Raw genomic sequence first — 14,244 nt, 5'->3', positions numbered from 1 at the left:
CGGTCACGCCAGGCGTTCGTTGAGCAGGCAGACGAGCGCCTTAATGTTGTTCAGCATGGCGCCGGGCTTCAGGACGGATCCTGAACCAGATCGCATACATGGCGGGCAAGAACACCAGCGTCATGACGGTTCCCCCCAACGTCCCGCCAATCAGGGTATAGGCGAGCGTCCCCCAGAACACCGAATGGGTCAGAGGAATGAACGCCAGAACGGCGGCCATGGCCGTCAGTAAGACGGGCCTGGCTCTCTGCACCGTCGCTTCGATGACCGCATGGTACGGATCGAGACCTTCTTTCTCATTATGGTGAATCTGCCCGATAAGAATCAGCGTATTACGCATCAGAATGCCCGAAAGCGCGATCAGCCCGACGAGGGCGTTGATACCAAATGGCTGATTGAAAAGCAGCAGCGCGGGAACCACGCCGACAAGCCCGAGCGGAGCGGTTAGAAATACCATAACCATGGCCGACATTGAGCGCACCTGCACAATGATGATCAGCAGCGTCAGGGCGATCATGATGGGGAACAGCGGCGCCATCGCCCGGGTGGCTTTAGCCGATTCCTCAATTGAACCCGCCATTTCGATGCGGTACCCCGGCGGAAGCGAGTCCACAATCGGCTGCAGCTGTTTCATGATGGAGGCGGAAACGTCCGGCGGCTGAAGATTATCGGCAATATCCCCCCGCACGGTAATCGTGGGCGTTCTGTCGCGGCGACGCAGTAAAGGATCTTCCATTCTGACCTCCACCTTCCCGATTTGCGCGAGCGGGATGCGCTGGCCCGCATTGCCGACCAGGCTAAACCCTTCAATTTTGGCCGGATCCAGACGTATATCCCCCGCGGCGCGCCCCGTCACCTGCACCGAGCGAATATCTTCCCGCACGGCGGTGATGGGAATGCCCGATAGCAGGAACTGGAGCTGCTGAGCAACGGCATTGGACGTTAAGCCGGTTGCCTGTAGACGGTCCTGATCGAGGGTGAAATGCAGTGTCGGCACGCGCGATCCCCAGTCGGTGTTGACGGTCCTCATCATCGGGCTTGCCTGCAGCACGCCCTTAACCCGGTCCGCGATGTCGCGCAGTGTATCGGTATCCGGCCCCATCACTCGCCAGGCGACCGGGAAAGGGGAATACGGGCCAAACACCAGCTGCGTCACGCGAACGCGTGCTTCAGGCGCCAGTCCGCTGGCTACGGCTTGCCGCAGCCGCAATTTGAGCGCATCGCGTGATGCCTGGCTGTCCGTCAATATCACTATTTTGGCAAACGACGGGTCGGGAAGTTCGGGGGCCATCGCCAGGTAAAAACGCGGTGAACCCTGGCCAATGTAGGCGGTAACTATCCTGGCTTCCGGCTGTTTTTCCAACCAGTCCTCTATTTTGACCGTTGCCGCGCTGGTCTGCTCAATCGAGGTGCCATAGGGCATCTGCACTTCAACGAGCACTTCCGGGCGGTCAGAGGTGGGGAAAAACTGTTTTTTTACCAGCCCCATCCCCATGACCGCCAGCGCGAAAAGCGCGATGACGGAACCGGCCACGAGCCATTTCCTGGCGATAACGCGGGTCAGCAGGCGGCGAAAGCGGTTATAGCGCGGCGTGTCATAGATGGCGGTATGCCCCCCTTCTACCTTTGCGATATCCGGCAGCATTTTCACCCCCAGATAAGGGGTGAAAACAACGGCGACCAGCCATGAGGCAATCAGGGCGAGGCCAACAATCCAGAACATATTGCTGGTGTATTCCCCGGCGGTGGACTGGGCGAAACCATTCGGCATAAAGCCGATAGCCGTGACCAGGGTACCGGCCAGCATGGGCGCGGCGGTATGGCTCCAGGCGTAGGCGGAAGCTTTGATTCTGTCGTAGCCCTCCTCCATTTTCACCACCATCATTTCGATGGCGATTATCGCGTCGTCAACCAGTAAGCCCAGCGCAAGAATCAGGGAGCCCAGCGTCACGCGGTCAAAGTTGATACCGGCGGCCTCCATCACCACAAAAACAACCGCCAGCGTCAGGGGAACCGCCGCCGCGACCACGACCCCCACGCGCCACCCCATGCTGACAAAACAGACCACCATCACCACGAGCAGGGCGACGAAGAATTTGATCATAAACTCATCGACTGCGGCGCTGATATTCACGGACTGATCGGTGACTTTCGTCAGGGTCATCCCCAGCGGCATACTGGCATTGATTTTTGCCGTTTCGGCATCCAGCGCTTTACCCAACGCCAGCCCATTCCAGCCTTCACGCATCACGATCCCCAGCAGCAGCGCCGGTTCATGTTGATTACGAATCTGCAAAGTGGGCGGATCTTCATAACCGCGTTCTACCGTTGCCACGTCGGACAGCTTGAGCGTTTTACCCTGAGCAATAAATGGCGTATCGCGGATCTTCTGCAATTCATCGAAAGCGCCATCGAGGCGGATAAAGATCTGCGCGCCGCGCGTTTCAATTGAACCTGCCGCGGTTAATGCGTTCTGGTTATTCAGCGCATTGAAAATATCCTGCGGCGAGAGCCCCATGGTAGCCAGACGCTCATGGGAGAAAGAGATATAAATCCGTTCGGCCTGTTCGCCGATAATATTGACTTTCTTGACCCCCGGGACGTGCAGGAGCTGCTGGCGTAACGTTTCGGCATCGCGGACCAGCAGGCGCTGCGGTTCTCCTTTCGCTTTCAGCGCAAACAGGGCGAAAGTGACGTCGGCAAATTCATCATTTATCATCGGCCCCGTCACGCCGGCGGGGAGGTTTCTGCTTTCATCGCCAAGCTTCTTCCGCGCCTGGTAGAACTCTTCCTGCACCTGTGATGGCGGCGTATTGTCCTGGAGTGAGAGCGTGATAAAGGCCATGCCGGGCCGGGTATAGGTTTCCGTGCGGTCATACCATTTGAGCTCCTGCAGGCGTTTTTCCAGCGGCTCAGCCACCTGATCCTGCATCTCCTGCGCGGTCGCGCCGGGCCAGACGGTGATAACCGTCATTTGCTTAACCGTAAAGGGGGGATCCTCCGCTCGCCCGAGGCCAAAAAAGGCGTAAATACCGGCGATAGTCACCAGAATAATTAAAAACAGCGTGACCGAGCGCTCGCGCACCGCAAGCGCTGACAGGTTAAAGCGGCCCTGGCTCATGGTTTATCCCCCGTCCGGGCCGTATCCGGTTGCCCGGCCAGGCGGACAGCCTCGCCCTCGTGCAGAAGATGCGCCCCTAGCGCAACGATCTCCTCACCGGGCTTCACCTCGCCCGTTACCTGCGCCGCCTCCTCGCCCACGCTCAGCACCTTGACGGGCTGCCATGCGACCCTGGCTGGCTGCGCGGAGATCCGCCAGACGCCCGGTCCCTTGCCCGCATCATAAAGCGCGGCCAGCGGTACCTGCATGACCTGGCTTTCCCCACTCTGTTTTTTGATGTGCAGCGTTACGGTCGCCCCCAGCGGCGCGTTGGCTAACGGGCCTTCCAGCACGTACCGCGCCTCAAAGGTACGGGTGGTGGCATCGGCGGCATCGGAAAGCAGGCGCAGTTTTGCGGCGACGGGCTGCGTTTCGTCGCCATAGCGCGTCGCCAGCGCTTCGCTGCCGATGGCAGGGCGCAGCGTCTCCGGCAGCTGTACCAGCGCCTCACGCTGCCCCGCTCTGGCCAGCCGGATCACCGCCTGCCCGGCACTGACAACCTGACCGGGTTCGGCAAGCGTCTCCATCACCACGCCGTCAGAGTCCGCCAGCAGCACGGCATAGCCCGTGGCATTTTGCGCCACGTTTGCCTGCGCCTGGGCTGCGCTGAGATCCGCTTTCGCGGAATCTGCCGCCGCTTTGATCTGGTCATACTCCGAGGCGGAGACTGCGCCAGCGCCAACGAGGCCACGGTAGCGCGCCTCATCGCTGATGGCTTTTCGCGCCCGCGCCCTGGCGGCGTCAACGGCCTGTTGCTGAGCCACGGCCTGCAGCTTCAGGTCGGCGGGATCCAGCCGCATCAGCGGCTGACCGCGCTTAACGGTCTGGCCAGTATCAACAAAGCGTTCAAGGATCTTACCCTGCACTCTAAAACCAAGATCGCTTTGCGTTCTTGCCACCACCACGCCGGTATAGGCGCGAGAGGTATCGTGCGCGAGTTCTACGGATGCGGATCTGACGAGCGGCGGCTGGGTGCGCGGATCGTCACTCGAGGCGTTATCACCGCAGGCCACGAGGGCCAACGGCAGAAGACAAGCGGCAAAGCGGGCTGAATGAAGCCTGAGCATGGGAAACCCTTAATCAAATAACAGGATGGTTTCCGCATTCTCAGACTAGTGACCAATAAAGTCAATGGTCACAAATCAGGGGGCCAGGCTTCTTAAAATCAGCGACGAGAGAAGAACCGCCGCCGTTGGGGCCGTTTCGAGATTAAACTGCAGTTGAACAGGATTGATGAAGGGGCACATCACCATGTATATCGCATAAGTGGTTTCATCAAGGGGGGTTTTCCTTTCGAACTCCCCGGCCTGCCTGCCTTCGACAAGAATGCTCTCAATCAGCTTTAACAGCCGTTCCGCATACCTTTCTGTTGAAGGCCACTTCTCCCGCGAGGCGACGGCGGCAATATCGTAGAGTTTACGATCGTGAAAAAAGAGTTCGCTCCCCGCTTCAGTCAGCGCCCGGAAGAGACGGCGTAATTTTTCGCTGGCTGACGGCGCGTCAGCCACCGCTGAGAGTACTGCGGCCATGATCATTTCCAGGCGGTTAGCGCAGATCACTTCGCCGATAGCCTGTTTGGATTCAAAAAACTTATAGATATAAGATTTTGAAAAACCGATAGATTTAGCCAGCTCCGCCACGGTGGTTTTTTCATAGCCGTAATGCCCGAAATGCTCAAAGGCAGCGTCGACGATTTGCTCCCGGACGCTGTGATCGAGCGGGCCGCGTGATGATGGAACGTTCATATTCTTAGTCATTTTTTCAGCTTAGCGTGATGCGCCTTGATTGACAACAAGTGACCATTTTAGAATTAAGTCACGATTTCGACTTGTTTCAGGATCGCGCAATATCATCCTCACAGGTGACGGCACCTGCCCGAAGCGTCCGCGTCAGGCGACATACGCTGTTGGGCCAGATTCGGATGCTCCCCGAGCAAAATTGTATCAGACAAAATCCTTTGCCAACAAAAGCATCGGCTCACCTATGACAGCTTATCTCAATGATGGAAGTGAACGCTACGGCGTGACGCCCGCTTTTCTCAGCGGGCTAAGGCCGTCCTCAGGGCGCTCCCGATGGAGAGTAAGGACGACGGATTTAAACGAAAGTGTTTTTGTTGAAGCGGAAAACCGCTGCGGTTATGACCCAGACACCCTAACGACCACCTTTCCCTTAGCATGGCCCCGGGCAAGATAGTCCAGCGCCTCCTTTGTTTCGGCAAAGGGAAACACCTTGTCGATCGCAGGCCCGATCTGCCCGGATTCGATGAGTTGGCTAATTTGCGCGAGCTGCTCGCCATCGGGGCGGACAAATAAAAACGAATAGCTAAGACCCCGCACTCGTGTAAGACGCAGGATCTTTCGGCTCATCAGCGCAAAGATAAAACGCAAAAAGAAATTTAACCCCCGGTCACGGGCGAACGCGGCATCCAATGGTCCGGTGAGGGAAACAATCTTGCCACCAGGCTTGAGTATTTTAACGGCTTTTTCAATCGAATCTCCCCGGAGAGTGCCGAGTACAATATCGTAGCCGCTCAGCACGTTTTCAAACGTCTGCTTTTTGTAGTCAACCACCTCATCTGCGCCAAGACGACTCACCCACGCAAGGTTGCCTGAACTTGTGGTCGTTCCCACCTTTGCGCCAAGATGCTTTGCCAGCTGGATCGCGAAACTGCCTATTCCTCCGGACCCCGCCGGGATGAACACCTTCTGCCCTGGCTGCAGTCCGGCTCTCTCTGTCAGCGCCTGCCAGGCGGTGAGACTCACCATCGGGAGCGACGCTGCCTGTTCGAAATCCAGGTTTGCGGGTTTCATGGCAGCGAGATTTTCAGGTACTCGCGCAAATTCGGCAAGAGAACCGGTTCCCCTGTCGAAAATACTGGCGAAGATTTCATCGCCTGGCTTAAAACGCGTCACGCGGCTTCCCGTTGCCACAACCACCCCGGACAAGTCGCTGCCCAGCGTTGCGGGAAGTTTAAAAGACAAAATCGGTTTGAACAGGCCGCCAGGAATCACGTTATCAATGGGATTCAGGCCAACGGCGTAAACTTTAACCAGAAGTTCATCAGCCGCGGGGGTGGGATAATCGACGTCATCAAATCCCAGCGCCGGGGATTTACCGTAGCGTTTAAACGTGAAGGCTTTCATGGTGCTGGTTTCCTGGTATTTGTCCTGATATGTTTTCTGGCGCCGCTATTGCCGAGTAAAAAAGCGGTTCCCAGTAACGGCTCGATAAATACGGCAAACAGAATTTGCCCGTTAGCATATCCTTCACGCCGCTCGACGATGCCTGACGCGGCCAGTCGCGAAAATGTCATGATGACTCTCTCGCATCAAGCTGAAGGCTGTTGCGCACGACCTTATCCAGGATTTTTGCAGGCGCGAATCGGAGAATGAAATTCAATTTACCGGCCAGCGATCCTGCCGTGTAGCGGATCTTGGGCCGTAGAGCCTGGGCCGCTTTAACCACCACCTTAGCCACAACCTCCGGACTTTCCGCTTCGGCCATTGCCTTACTGACCACTTTCGTCAGCTTAGCCCGGATAAGGTCATACTCTTCCAGCTTTGCATCCGCTTCTCTGTTATTGGCTTCAAACTGCGTTTTTATGTAGGCAGGTTCGATCACGGAAACCCTGATGCCCTGGGTGCGCAGTTCATGGTCGAGTGCTCCCGTGTACCCTTCGACCGCATGCTTGCTGGCCGCATAAAGCGCGACATACGGCAACGGCACGACCCCGAGAATCGAACCGATATTGATGATGCGCCCGCTGCCCTGACGGCGCATATGAGGGAGCACAGCCCGCGTCAGCCTGACGATGCCCAAAAAGTTGGTATCGAAAATGCTCCAGGCCTGTTCAATAGAGCTTTCTTCCGCGGCGGCAGGCGCGACCCCAAAGCCCGCATTATTGACCAGAATATCGATCCGCCCCTCCAGGCGCAGCAGATCGTCAATAGCGGCCCCGACCGAAGCATCGTCAGTCACATCAAGCGTCAGCAGCGGAAAGCGGTGTGTACCCGCCTGAGAGCCACGCCGGCTGGTGCCATAAACCTTATAACCCGCCGCTAAAAGTTGATGAGCCGTCGCTTCGCCGATGCCTGAAGAAGCGCCTGTCACCAGAGCCACACGTTTATTGTTCATTCTGAGTACGCTCTCAAGATGTTGTTCAGGTTAGCAAGCGTTATCGTTCCAGGTTCGTAGGGGTGAAATAAGGGGGAATTCGTCATGTTTCTTCCTCTGCTGGGTAGCGGGTAAATGCGCAGGATTAATGATGATGATCATCATCTATAAAGTCAACTGGTTTGATTATGATCATCATCAATGTATACTTAGCCTTTGTTTTGAAGGGGGTAAGCCATGAAAGTGTCAAAAGAGCAGGTTCGCGAAAACAGGATGCGAATCGTTGAAACGGCTTCAGAACTTTTTCGTGAGCGCGGTTACGACGGCGTAGGCGTAGCGGAGCTGATGTCAGCGGCTGGCTTAACCCACGGAGGGTTTTACAAACACTTTGGTTCCAAGGCCGATTTATTATCGGAGGCGATGCATTGCGGCTTTACGCGTTCGGCAGAACGTACGGCCGATGTGAGCCGGAAAACGTTTGTGGAGTATTACCTCTCCCGCCAACATCGTGATGACATGGCAAAGGGGTGTGTGATGTCGGCTCTGGGTAGTGACGCCGCGCGTCAATCTGAAGCCATTAAGGCAACCTTTGCGGCTGGCATTGAAGCTCAGCTGGCCACCTTAGCAAATGAGAAAGCCGCGGAAGGCCTTACGCGTGCCGACCTGATCGATACGATTGCGCATCTTGTCGGCGCGCTGGTCCTTTCCCGCGCCTGTCCTGATAGCTCCTCTCTGGCAGATGAAATTCTGGATGTTTGTCGATCGCGCATTCTCAATCAGGATACGCCCGCAAAATAGCGATCGCGCAGAGTCACCGCCGATGAGAATAAGCGCTGAACGTCATCTCAGCGCCTGCTGTTCAGAAAGGTATTTTTGCCGCCATTTAGCCGGAGATACGCCGTACAGCTTCCTGAAGGCTTTAGAAAAATGCAGCTGATTTTCATAGCCTACGGAAATGCCCACGACTTTAATCGCCGTAGCGCTGTTTTTCAGCAGGCTTACTGCGATGTTCATACGAAAATTTAGCAAGTATTCCTTAGGACCTATACCGTAGGCGCCTTTGAACAACCGGCAGAGGTAGCTGCGATTGATATTGCAATAGGCGGCCAGGCTATCAACCGTCAGATGTTCGTGGTAGCGATTTTCAATTTTTTTGATCGCCCTTTGCAGATGCCGGGTTTTATCATCAGGGAGAGAAGCCTTTTCGCCGGGCGTATTGCTGATTAGCGAAGAAAAGAAGAGATAGCACAATCCCTGCACCTTCAGCGGATGTTCATCGCCATGTTCGACAATTTGCCGCAGGTAGCCAGAGGCGTTGGAGTCGTCTTTATTCAGGTTGGGGCGATAAACCGGAGATTGCCGACTAAGATGACACTCCTCGAAAATTCTGGCGGCAATCAGGCCATCGACCTCAAGCCACATATAATGCCACGGATCCCTATTATCAGCGCAGTAGGTTGTCACCTCATGGGGATGAATCAGAAACCCCTCCCCGGCGCCGACAGGAAAAGCGCCAAACTCACTGTAAAATGTGCCGGTTCCACTTATCACATAATGAAATAGGTAATGCTGGCGGACTGCGGGGCCAAAGCGGTGTCCCTTATGACAATTCTCCTCGCCGTACTGGTACAAATTCAATTCGATATTGTCGGTATGATTAAGGGTAAAAGTCTTGTGCATCAGTCGCGCTCTCTCTTTTTCACCCACGTTATCAGAGATGCCTGCAGTAAAGTCACCGCGTTTCAGCCAGATTCGGAGCTGGCTCACACTTTCATAGCGACATCATTTTTCGCCATACCAATATCACATTTAGCCATATTTCCTGTTCATTCCGCAGCGTACATTCTGCCTGGTGAAAACAGCAGGAACGGAGAAATAGCATGATTAAAGTGACATTTATGGGCGCAGGCAGCACCATTTTCGCCAGGAACGTACTCGGCGACATTATGACGACGCCGGCGTTGAAAGAGGTGGAGATTGCGCTGTACGACATCGACAGCGCCCGTCTCAATGAATCCCTCGCCATGTTGAATAATATCAACCGCAATACCAATGCGGGCAGAGCGAAGATCGCCGCCTACCTTGGCGTTGAGAACCGCCGCGCGGCGTTGAAAAACGCCAATTACGTGGTGAATGCTATTCAGGTTGGCGGCTACGATCCGTGCACCATCACCGATTTCACGATCGCGAAAAAATATGGTCTGCAGCAGACTATTGCCGATACCCTGGGCATTGGCGGTATCTTCCGCGCGCTGCGCACCCTACCCGTGCTGTTTGATTTCGCACGGGATATTGAAGCCGTGTGCCCGGACGCCTGGCTGCTGAACTACACCAACCCGATGGCCACGATAACAGGCGCCATGCTGCGCCATACGGAAGTGAAAACGGTAGGACTGTGCCACAGCGTTCAGGTATGTGCTGAAACGCTGTTGAAAAGCGTGGATATGCCAACCGACGACGTGCAATTTCATATCGCGGGTATTAATCACATGGCCTGGCTGCTGGACATTCGCCGTCACGGCGAGGATTTGTACCCGGAAATCAAGCGCCGGGCCAGCGCCCTGCAGGGCAAGCATGATGATATGGTGCGCCATGAAATCATGAAAACTTTCGGCTATTACGTCACCGAATCGTCAGAGCACAACGCCGAATACATGCCTTACTGGATCAAACGCAGCTACCCGGAGCTGATTGAACGCTTCAATATCCCGCTGGATGAATATCCGCGCCGGTGTATTGAACAGATTGACCAATGGCAGCAGCAGAAAGTGGCGCTGACCCATGACACCAGCCTGACCCACAGCCGTACCCATGAATACGCGTCTTACATCATCGAAGCGATGGAAACCGATCGGCCTTACAAAATTGGCGGTAACGTGCTCAACACCGGCCTGATTACCAACTTACCTTGCGAGGCCTGCGTCGAAGTCCCTTGCCTGGTCGATGGCCAGGGCGTCACGCCATGCTACGTCGGCAATTTGCCGGAGCAGCTGGCAGCGCTGAACCGGACCAACATCAATACTCAGCTGTTGACCATCGAAGCGGCGGTGACGCGCAAACGCGAAGCCATCTACCATGCCGCCCTGCTCGACCCGCATACTTCCGCAGAGCTGTCGATCGATGACATCCGCAATCTGTGCGACGATCTTATTGAAGCACACGGCAGCTGGCTTCCCGCCTACCATTAATCGCTCTGCTGACCAGCAACCTCCTGATAACTCACCAGGCGCGGCGTTTTCCGCGCCGTTCCCCATGTTTACTCAAAGAACAGGAGGTTTTGTCTTTTCGGCGCTGTCTGTTTTTCTATTTTTTGATAAATCTCTTCGCATCGATTTTTCTGCGGCGGCTTTGCCAGGGCTATCGGAAAGGAGATTAAGATTCAGCCTTACCCGGTACGTAACAGGCTGTTTTGTTTTTCTTGCGATATTCACCGGGCGGCAAATGAAAATGACGCGTAAATAATCGGGTGAATGTTTGCTGCGAGTCATAGCCGTAGCGCAAACCAATACTGTAAATATTCTCATCGGTCTCGCGTAAATCGCGGGCCGCTGAGTCCAGTTTTTTATTACGGATATAGCGCCCGAGGCTCTCGCCTCTATATTGCAAGAACAAACGCTGCAGGTACCATTTGGAATACCCTGAATAACGGGCTATCTGTTCTATACGCAGTGGTTTATGTAAGTTATTGTCGATCCAGTCAATGATGACGGCTATCACTGTTTCGGAAATAAACATGTCGCCTCCCCTTCTGAATGCTGCCGGTTTTATCAAGATAGTTTTTGCGTAAGGTATGCACATCATGTTGTCACCGGCGCAGCGTTAAGCTCAGGGCACTAATAACCCTTTCATTATCAACGACAGACCGAATTCGAACGCAGTATCCGGATGGGGATAAACCAGCGATTCGCTAGAGGCACTTCCTGGCGATGGCTTTGATAAAATTTGCTTACCATCATCGCCCGAGCGGGACTGCTCCTCTAATACGCATCCCAGGGTGTATTCACTCAGAGTGAGTAATATCATTGCGGCGTCGGCCTCAGTGAAACCGACGCGCGCAAGATACGCCACCTTGGGACGAAACGTATCCCCTCCCACCCGGGCCGGTGATGTCCCGGCATGTAACAGGGCGCCGTCCCGATGGGCGAGCAGAGCGCGCCGGAAACTACGGGCGTTATCCGCCAGCCAGTTTGCCCATTCAGCAATATCTTCGGGGACAGGCAGGGAATGGTGTTTGGCTAAAACCGCGGAAGCCATTTCTTCAAGTAAACTGGCCTTGTTCTTAAAATGCCAGTACAACGTCGCTGATTCCACCCCCAGTTTTTGTGCCAGCTTACGGGTCGTAATCGCTTCGAGGCCGACCTCATCTAATAATGCTAATGCTGCCTCAATCACCTGATCTCGCTGGATTTTCGCCATGATATTCCCCCTTTATTGATGCATCAAACCGGCCAGTGGTCTGAGAAGCGCCATTTTGTCTGAACTCAGCGCCTGGCGGAATCTTTAATGCAAATAAATCTATCATTGATAGGTTTATTGATCAATGATAGATTTCTTCGCACATCGTCCTTAGGGGGCTTTTTATGAATATCAATCAAGACAAGCGGGTCAAGGAAACAACCCATCCGCGACCGATAAACGCCATACCTCCGATGCTGTGGATGCAGGCGGCCATCATCACCCTGGGGGCGTTTGCAACGATGCTCTCATCAACGATGCTGAGCGCGGCGCTGCCCGCGATGGCCGCCGGCCTTGGCGTGACGGACACGGCAATACAATGGATAGCAACGGCGTATCTTATGGCCCTTGCGGCAGGCGTTCCGCTTAGCGCATGGGCGGCCAGGCGGTTTGGCGCTACGCAGCTTTGGCTCTATGGCCTTATTTTATTTGCGATTTTTTCGGCAGTTTGCGCCCTTTCCCCGCGTTTTGAGGTGCTGCTTGCCGCAAGAGTTATGCAAGGCCTGGCAGGGGGATTACTCGTACCGGCAGGGCAAACGATCCTTGGTCTGGTCGTCGGACGCGAACGTCTGGGGCGGGTGATTGGCACGATTGGCGTGGCGATCGTCATTGCTCCCTTGCTGGGAACATCGCTGGGCGCGGTCCTGCTTGAAATCTGCGGATGGCGAGGGTTATTTTGGATCACGGTGCCGTTCTGTCTGTGCGCCTGTCTGGCCGGATGGAAGCTGCTTCCCCGTCCAACAATAAAAACTGACAGGCCCCTCTCCCTGGACTGGCTGGGACTGGCGCTGGTCTTCTGCAGCCTGCCGATGCTGATGGAAGGCATGAAAGAGCTCAGCCTGAATAGTGGTAAATATGGCTGGAACGTCATCATGCTCAGCGTGGGCGCCCTGTTCACCTGCTTGTTTATTTATCGCTCTTTGCGCATTGAGTCCCCCTTACTGCATCTCGAGCTTTTCAAGCATCGGGGTTTCACTTTATCTGCCGTATTGATGGCTATCGGCGGCGCGGTGAATTTTGGCGGTCAGTTCCTGCTTCCTTTATATTTCCGCGACGTTTGCCATGTAACGCTTGCTGAAGTGGGCCTGCTTCTCACCCCTCAGTTAATCGGCTCGGCGATAGGATTTCCGGTGGCCGGCTACTTCTCCGATAAGCTGGGGCCACGAACGGTGCTTATCATTGGCGGTTTACTCGCGGCATTTGCCACATTGCCACTGGCAATGATTGATGCGGGAAGTCGCTATACGCTTGTGGGGGGCGCAATAGCGGTCAGAGGGTTCGGTTTAGCCCTGGCAACGGTGCCCGCGATGGCTGCGGGCCTGGCTATGGCTGGCAGCCGTCACGTCGCTGATGCCGCACCTGTTCTGAATATCCTCCAGCGCGTTGGGGCGATGGCGGGCGCGGCGCTGGTGACCGCCTGCTACGTCAGATTTGCCCATACCCGGGGGAGCTTAGCCGCGTTTCACCACGCCGGGTGGCTACTTACCGGCGGGGCCGTACTGCTCGCGCTTTGCGCATTATTTATGGTGAACCATTCCACTTTAACAACGCAGGTAGAATAAAAGTTTAATCAGAAAAGTTATCGTTTTCAGACCCGATCCCAATGCCTGCTGGTTAAATTTGCAGTAATGGATTTCGTTGCCTGCAAAATAAACAATTCGGAGCGGCTGATAGGCAGTCATGCCAGCCCGATGCGAACCGGCTGGCATGGCGCACTCTCGCTGGCTAAATCGCGCCGATCAATCCCCCATCAACCCGAATCACCGCGCCGGTAATGTAGCTGGCAGGCTGGCTTGCCAGAAACGCAGCGACGGCGCCGTACTCCTGCGGTTCGCCATAGCGCCCGGCCGGAATGCTCTGACGACTCTTTTCGGCGACCGCTTCCGCACTGCTGTTTTCCCGTTGCGCCTTGAGAGCATCCAGCTGGCTGACGCGGTCGGTCGCGATGCGCCCTGGCACCATCACATTCACCGTCACGCCGTCGCCAGCCACTTCGCTGGCGAGGGTTTTCGACCAGCCGAGCAGGCTCATGCGCAGCGCGTTCGACAGGGCGAGGCCGGGAATGGGGGTTATCACGCCGGATGAAGTGGTGGTAATAATGCGTCCCCAGCCGCGGCTGCGCATGGCGGGCAGGAGTTTATCGGTGAGCTGAATCAACGAGGCGACCATGACTGAAAACTGCTGTTGCCAGACTGCGCCATCCGTCCCCTGCGCCGGTGCGGGCGGCGGACCACCGGAGTTGTTAACCAGAATATCGATATCGCCCCACCGCTCGCGGATATCGGCAATCACTCGATCAAACTGCTCCGGGGCGGCGAGATCCAACCGCCAGGCGCGGGCAGTACCGCCCAATAAGGTGATACGTTCCACCGTTTGCGCCAGTTTTTCCGCGCTGCGGCCGGTGACCGCCACCTTCACCCCTTCCTGCGCCAGGGACAGGGCAATAGCCTGTCCCAGACCACTGCCGGCACCGCAGACCAGCGCCACACGTTGTTGTATCTGAAAATCCATAAGTG

General features: G+C 55.6%; 12 protein-coding genes. 3 read left to right on the top strand and 9 right to left on the bottom strand.

Translation table 11 applies throughout. From position 1 onward, the window contains the following. Window positions 1-40 precede the first annotated feature (40 nt). From BJF97_RS10820 to BJF97_RS10800, 5 genes are all read right to left on the bottom strand, one after another. Window positions 41-3,121 carry an efflux RND transporter permease subunit gene (locus BJF97_RS10820; protein WP_032693377.1) on the bottom strand — a complete coding sequence of 1,027 codons (3,081 nt, stop codon included), beginning with the start codon at window positions 3,119-3,121 and terminating at the stop codon, window positions 41-43. Further along, window positions 3,118-4,227 carry an efflux RND transporter periplasmic adaptor subunit gene (locus BJF97_RS10815; protein ID WP_014228711.1) on the bottom strand — a complete coding sequence of 370 codons (1,110 nt, stop codon included), beginning with the start codon at window positions 4,225-4,227 and terminating at the stop codon, window positions 3,118-3,120. The genes BJF97_RS10820 and BJF97_RS10815 overlap by 4 nt, the downstream gene beginning before the upstream one ends. Before the next feature lie 75 nt (window positions 4,228-4,302). Beyond that, complete coding sequence (locus BJF97_RS10810) at window positions 4,303-4,917, bottom strand: TetR/AcrR family transcriptional regulator (protein WP_032693376.1); 615 nt, start codon at window positions 4,915-4,917, stop codon at window positions 4,303-4,305. Window positions 4,918-5,295: 378 nt separating this feature from the next. Then, window positions 5,296-6,303: an NADP-dependent oxidoreductase gene (locus BJF97_RS10805; protein ID WP_014228709.1), complete on the bottom strand. Its 1,008-nt coding sequence runs from the start codon at window positions 6,301-6,303 to the stop codon at window positions 5,296-5,298. A 166-nt stretch (window positions 6,304-6,469) separates the two neighbouring features. After that, window positions 6,470-7,294, bottom strand: coding sequence for an oxidoreductase (locus BJF97_RS10800; RefSeq protein WP_014228708.1), 825 nt, complete (start codon window positions 7,292-7,294; stop codon window positions 6,470-6,472). Window positions 7,295-7,510: 216 nt separating this feature from the next. Here BJF97_RS10800 and BJF97_RS10795 point away from each other — a divergent pair, with 216 nt between their 5' ends. After that, complete coding sequence (locus tag BJF97_RS10795) at window positions 7,511-8,071, top strand: TetR/AcrR family transcriptional regulator (protein ID WP_014228707.1); 561 nt, start codon at window positions 7,511-7,513, stop codon at window positions 8,069-8,071. A gap of 42 nt (window positions 8,072-8,113) precedes the next feature. Here the strand turns inward: BJF97_RS10795 and BJF97_RS10790 are convergent, their stop codons facing one another. Then, complete coding sequence (locus tag BJF97_RS10790; RefSeq protein WP_032693407.1) at window positions 8,114-8,953, bottom strand: AraC family transcriptional regulator; 840 nt, start codon at window positions 8,951-8,953, stop codon at window positions 8,114-8,116. Window positions 8,954-9,153: 200 nt separating this feature from the next. On the opposite strand from BJF97_RS10790, the gene BJF97_RS10785 reads away from it, so the two are divergent. Then, complete coding sequence (locus BJF97_RS10785) at window positions 9,154-10,461, top strand: alpha-glucosidase/alpha-galactosidase (RefSeq protein ID WP_032693375.1); 1,308 nt, start codon at window positions 9,154-9,156, stop codon at window positions 10,459-10,461. A 184-nt stretch (window positions 10,462-10,645) separates the two neighbouring features. Here the strand turns inward: BJF97_RS10785 and BJF97_RS10780 are convergent, their stop codons facing one another. Together BJF97_RS10780 and BJF97_RS10775 are read right to left on the bottom strand one after the other, a co-directional pair. Next, complete coding sequence (locus BJF97_RS10780; protein ID WP_004849595.1) at window positions 10,646-11,008, bottom strand: RamA family antibiotic efflux transcriptional regulator; 363 nt, start codon at window positions 11,006-11,008, stop codon at window positions 10,646-10,648. A 90-nt stretch (window positions 11,009-11,098) separates the two neighbouring features. After that, window positions 11,099-11,689, bottom strand: a complete 591-nt coding sequence (locus tag BJF97_RS10775; protein ID WP_032693374.1) for a TetR/AcrR family transcriptional regulator C-terminal domain-containing protein — start codon at window positions 11,687-11,689, stop codon at window positions 11,099-11,101. Window positions 11,690-11,853: 164 nt separating this feature from the next. Here BJF97_RS10775 and BJF97_RS10770 point away from each other — a divergent pair, with 164 nt between their 5' ends. Next, window positions 11,854-13,290 carry a DHA2 family efflux MFS transporter permease subunit gene (locus BJF97_RS10770; protein WP_032693373.1) on the top strand — a complete coding sequence of 479 codons (1,437 nt, stop codon included), beginning with the start codon at window positions 11,854-11,856 and terminating at the stop codon, window positions 13,288-13,290. Between the two features lie 163 nt (window positions 13,291-13,453). Here the strand turns inward: BJF97_RS10770 and BJF97_RS10765 are convergent, their stop codons facing one another. Continuing rightward, window positions 13,454-14,239, bottom strand: coding sequence for an SDR family oxidoreductase (locus tag BJF97_RS10765; RefSeq protein ID WP_014838005.1), 786 nt, complete (start codon window positions 14,237-14,239; stop codon window positions 13,454-13,456). Window positions 14,240-14,244: the final 5 nt, after the last annotated feature.

Origin of the sequence: Klebsiella sp. LTGPAF-6F (assembly GCF_001753185.1) — a bacterium.
In the GTDB taxonomy this organism is placed as follows: Bacteria; Pseudomonadota; Gammaproteobacteria; order Enterobacterales; family Enterobacteriaceae; genus Klebsiella; species Klebsiella michiganensis.
This window is presented reverse-complemented; position numbering and strand designations above follow the sequence as displayed.

Coding starts and splice junctions, on each gene's coding strand:
- BJF97_RS10785 (WP_032693375.1), top strand. CDS start 9,154: ATGATTAAAGTGACATTTATGGGCGCAGGCAGCACCATTTTCGCCAGG.
- BJF97_RS10780 (WP_004849595.1), bottom strand. CDS start 11,008: ATGTTTATTTCCGAAACAGTGATAGCCGTCATCATTGACTGGATCGAC.
- BJF97_RS10790 (WP_032693407.1), bottom strand. CDS start 8,953: ATGCACAAGACTTTTACCCTTAATCATACCGACAATATCGAATTGAAT.
- BJF97_RS10795 (WP_014228707.1), top strand. CDS start 7,511: ATGAAAGTGTCAAAAGAGCAGGTTCGCGAAAACAGGATGCGAATCGTT.
- BJF97_RS10810 (WP_032693376.1), bottom strand. CDS start 4,917: ATGACTAAGAATATGAACGTTCCATCATCACGCGGCCCGCTCGATCAC.
- BJF97_RS10805 (WP_014228709.1), bottom strand. CDS start 6,303: ATGAAAGCCTTCACGTTTAAACGCTACGGTAAATCCCCGGCGCTGGGA.
- BJF97_RS10800 (WP_014228708.1), bottom strand. CDS start 7,294: ATGAACAATAAACGTGTGGCTCTGGTGACAGGCGCTTCTTCAGGCATC.
- BJF97_RS10820 (WP_032693377.1), bottom strand. CDS start 3,121: ATGAGCCAGGGCCGCTTTAACCTGTCAGCGCTTGCGGTGCGCGAGCGC.
- BJF97_RS10815 (WP_014228711.1), bottom strand. CDS start 4,227: ATGCTCAGGCTTCATTCAGCCCGCTTTGCCGCTTGTCTTCTGCCGTTG.
- BJF97_RS10775 (WP_032693374.1), bottom strand. CDS start 11,689: ATGGCGAAAATCCAGCGAGATCAGGTGATTGAGGCAGCATTAGCATTA.
- BJF97_RS10765 (WP_014838005.1), bottom strand. CDS start 14,239: ATGGATTTTCAGATACAACAACGTGTGGCGCTGGTCTGCGGTGCCGGC.
- BJF97_RS10770 (WP_032693373.1), top strand. CDS start 11,854: ATGAATATCAATCAAGACAAGCGGGTCAAGGAAACAACCCATCCGCGA.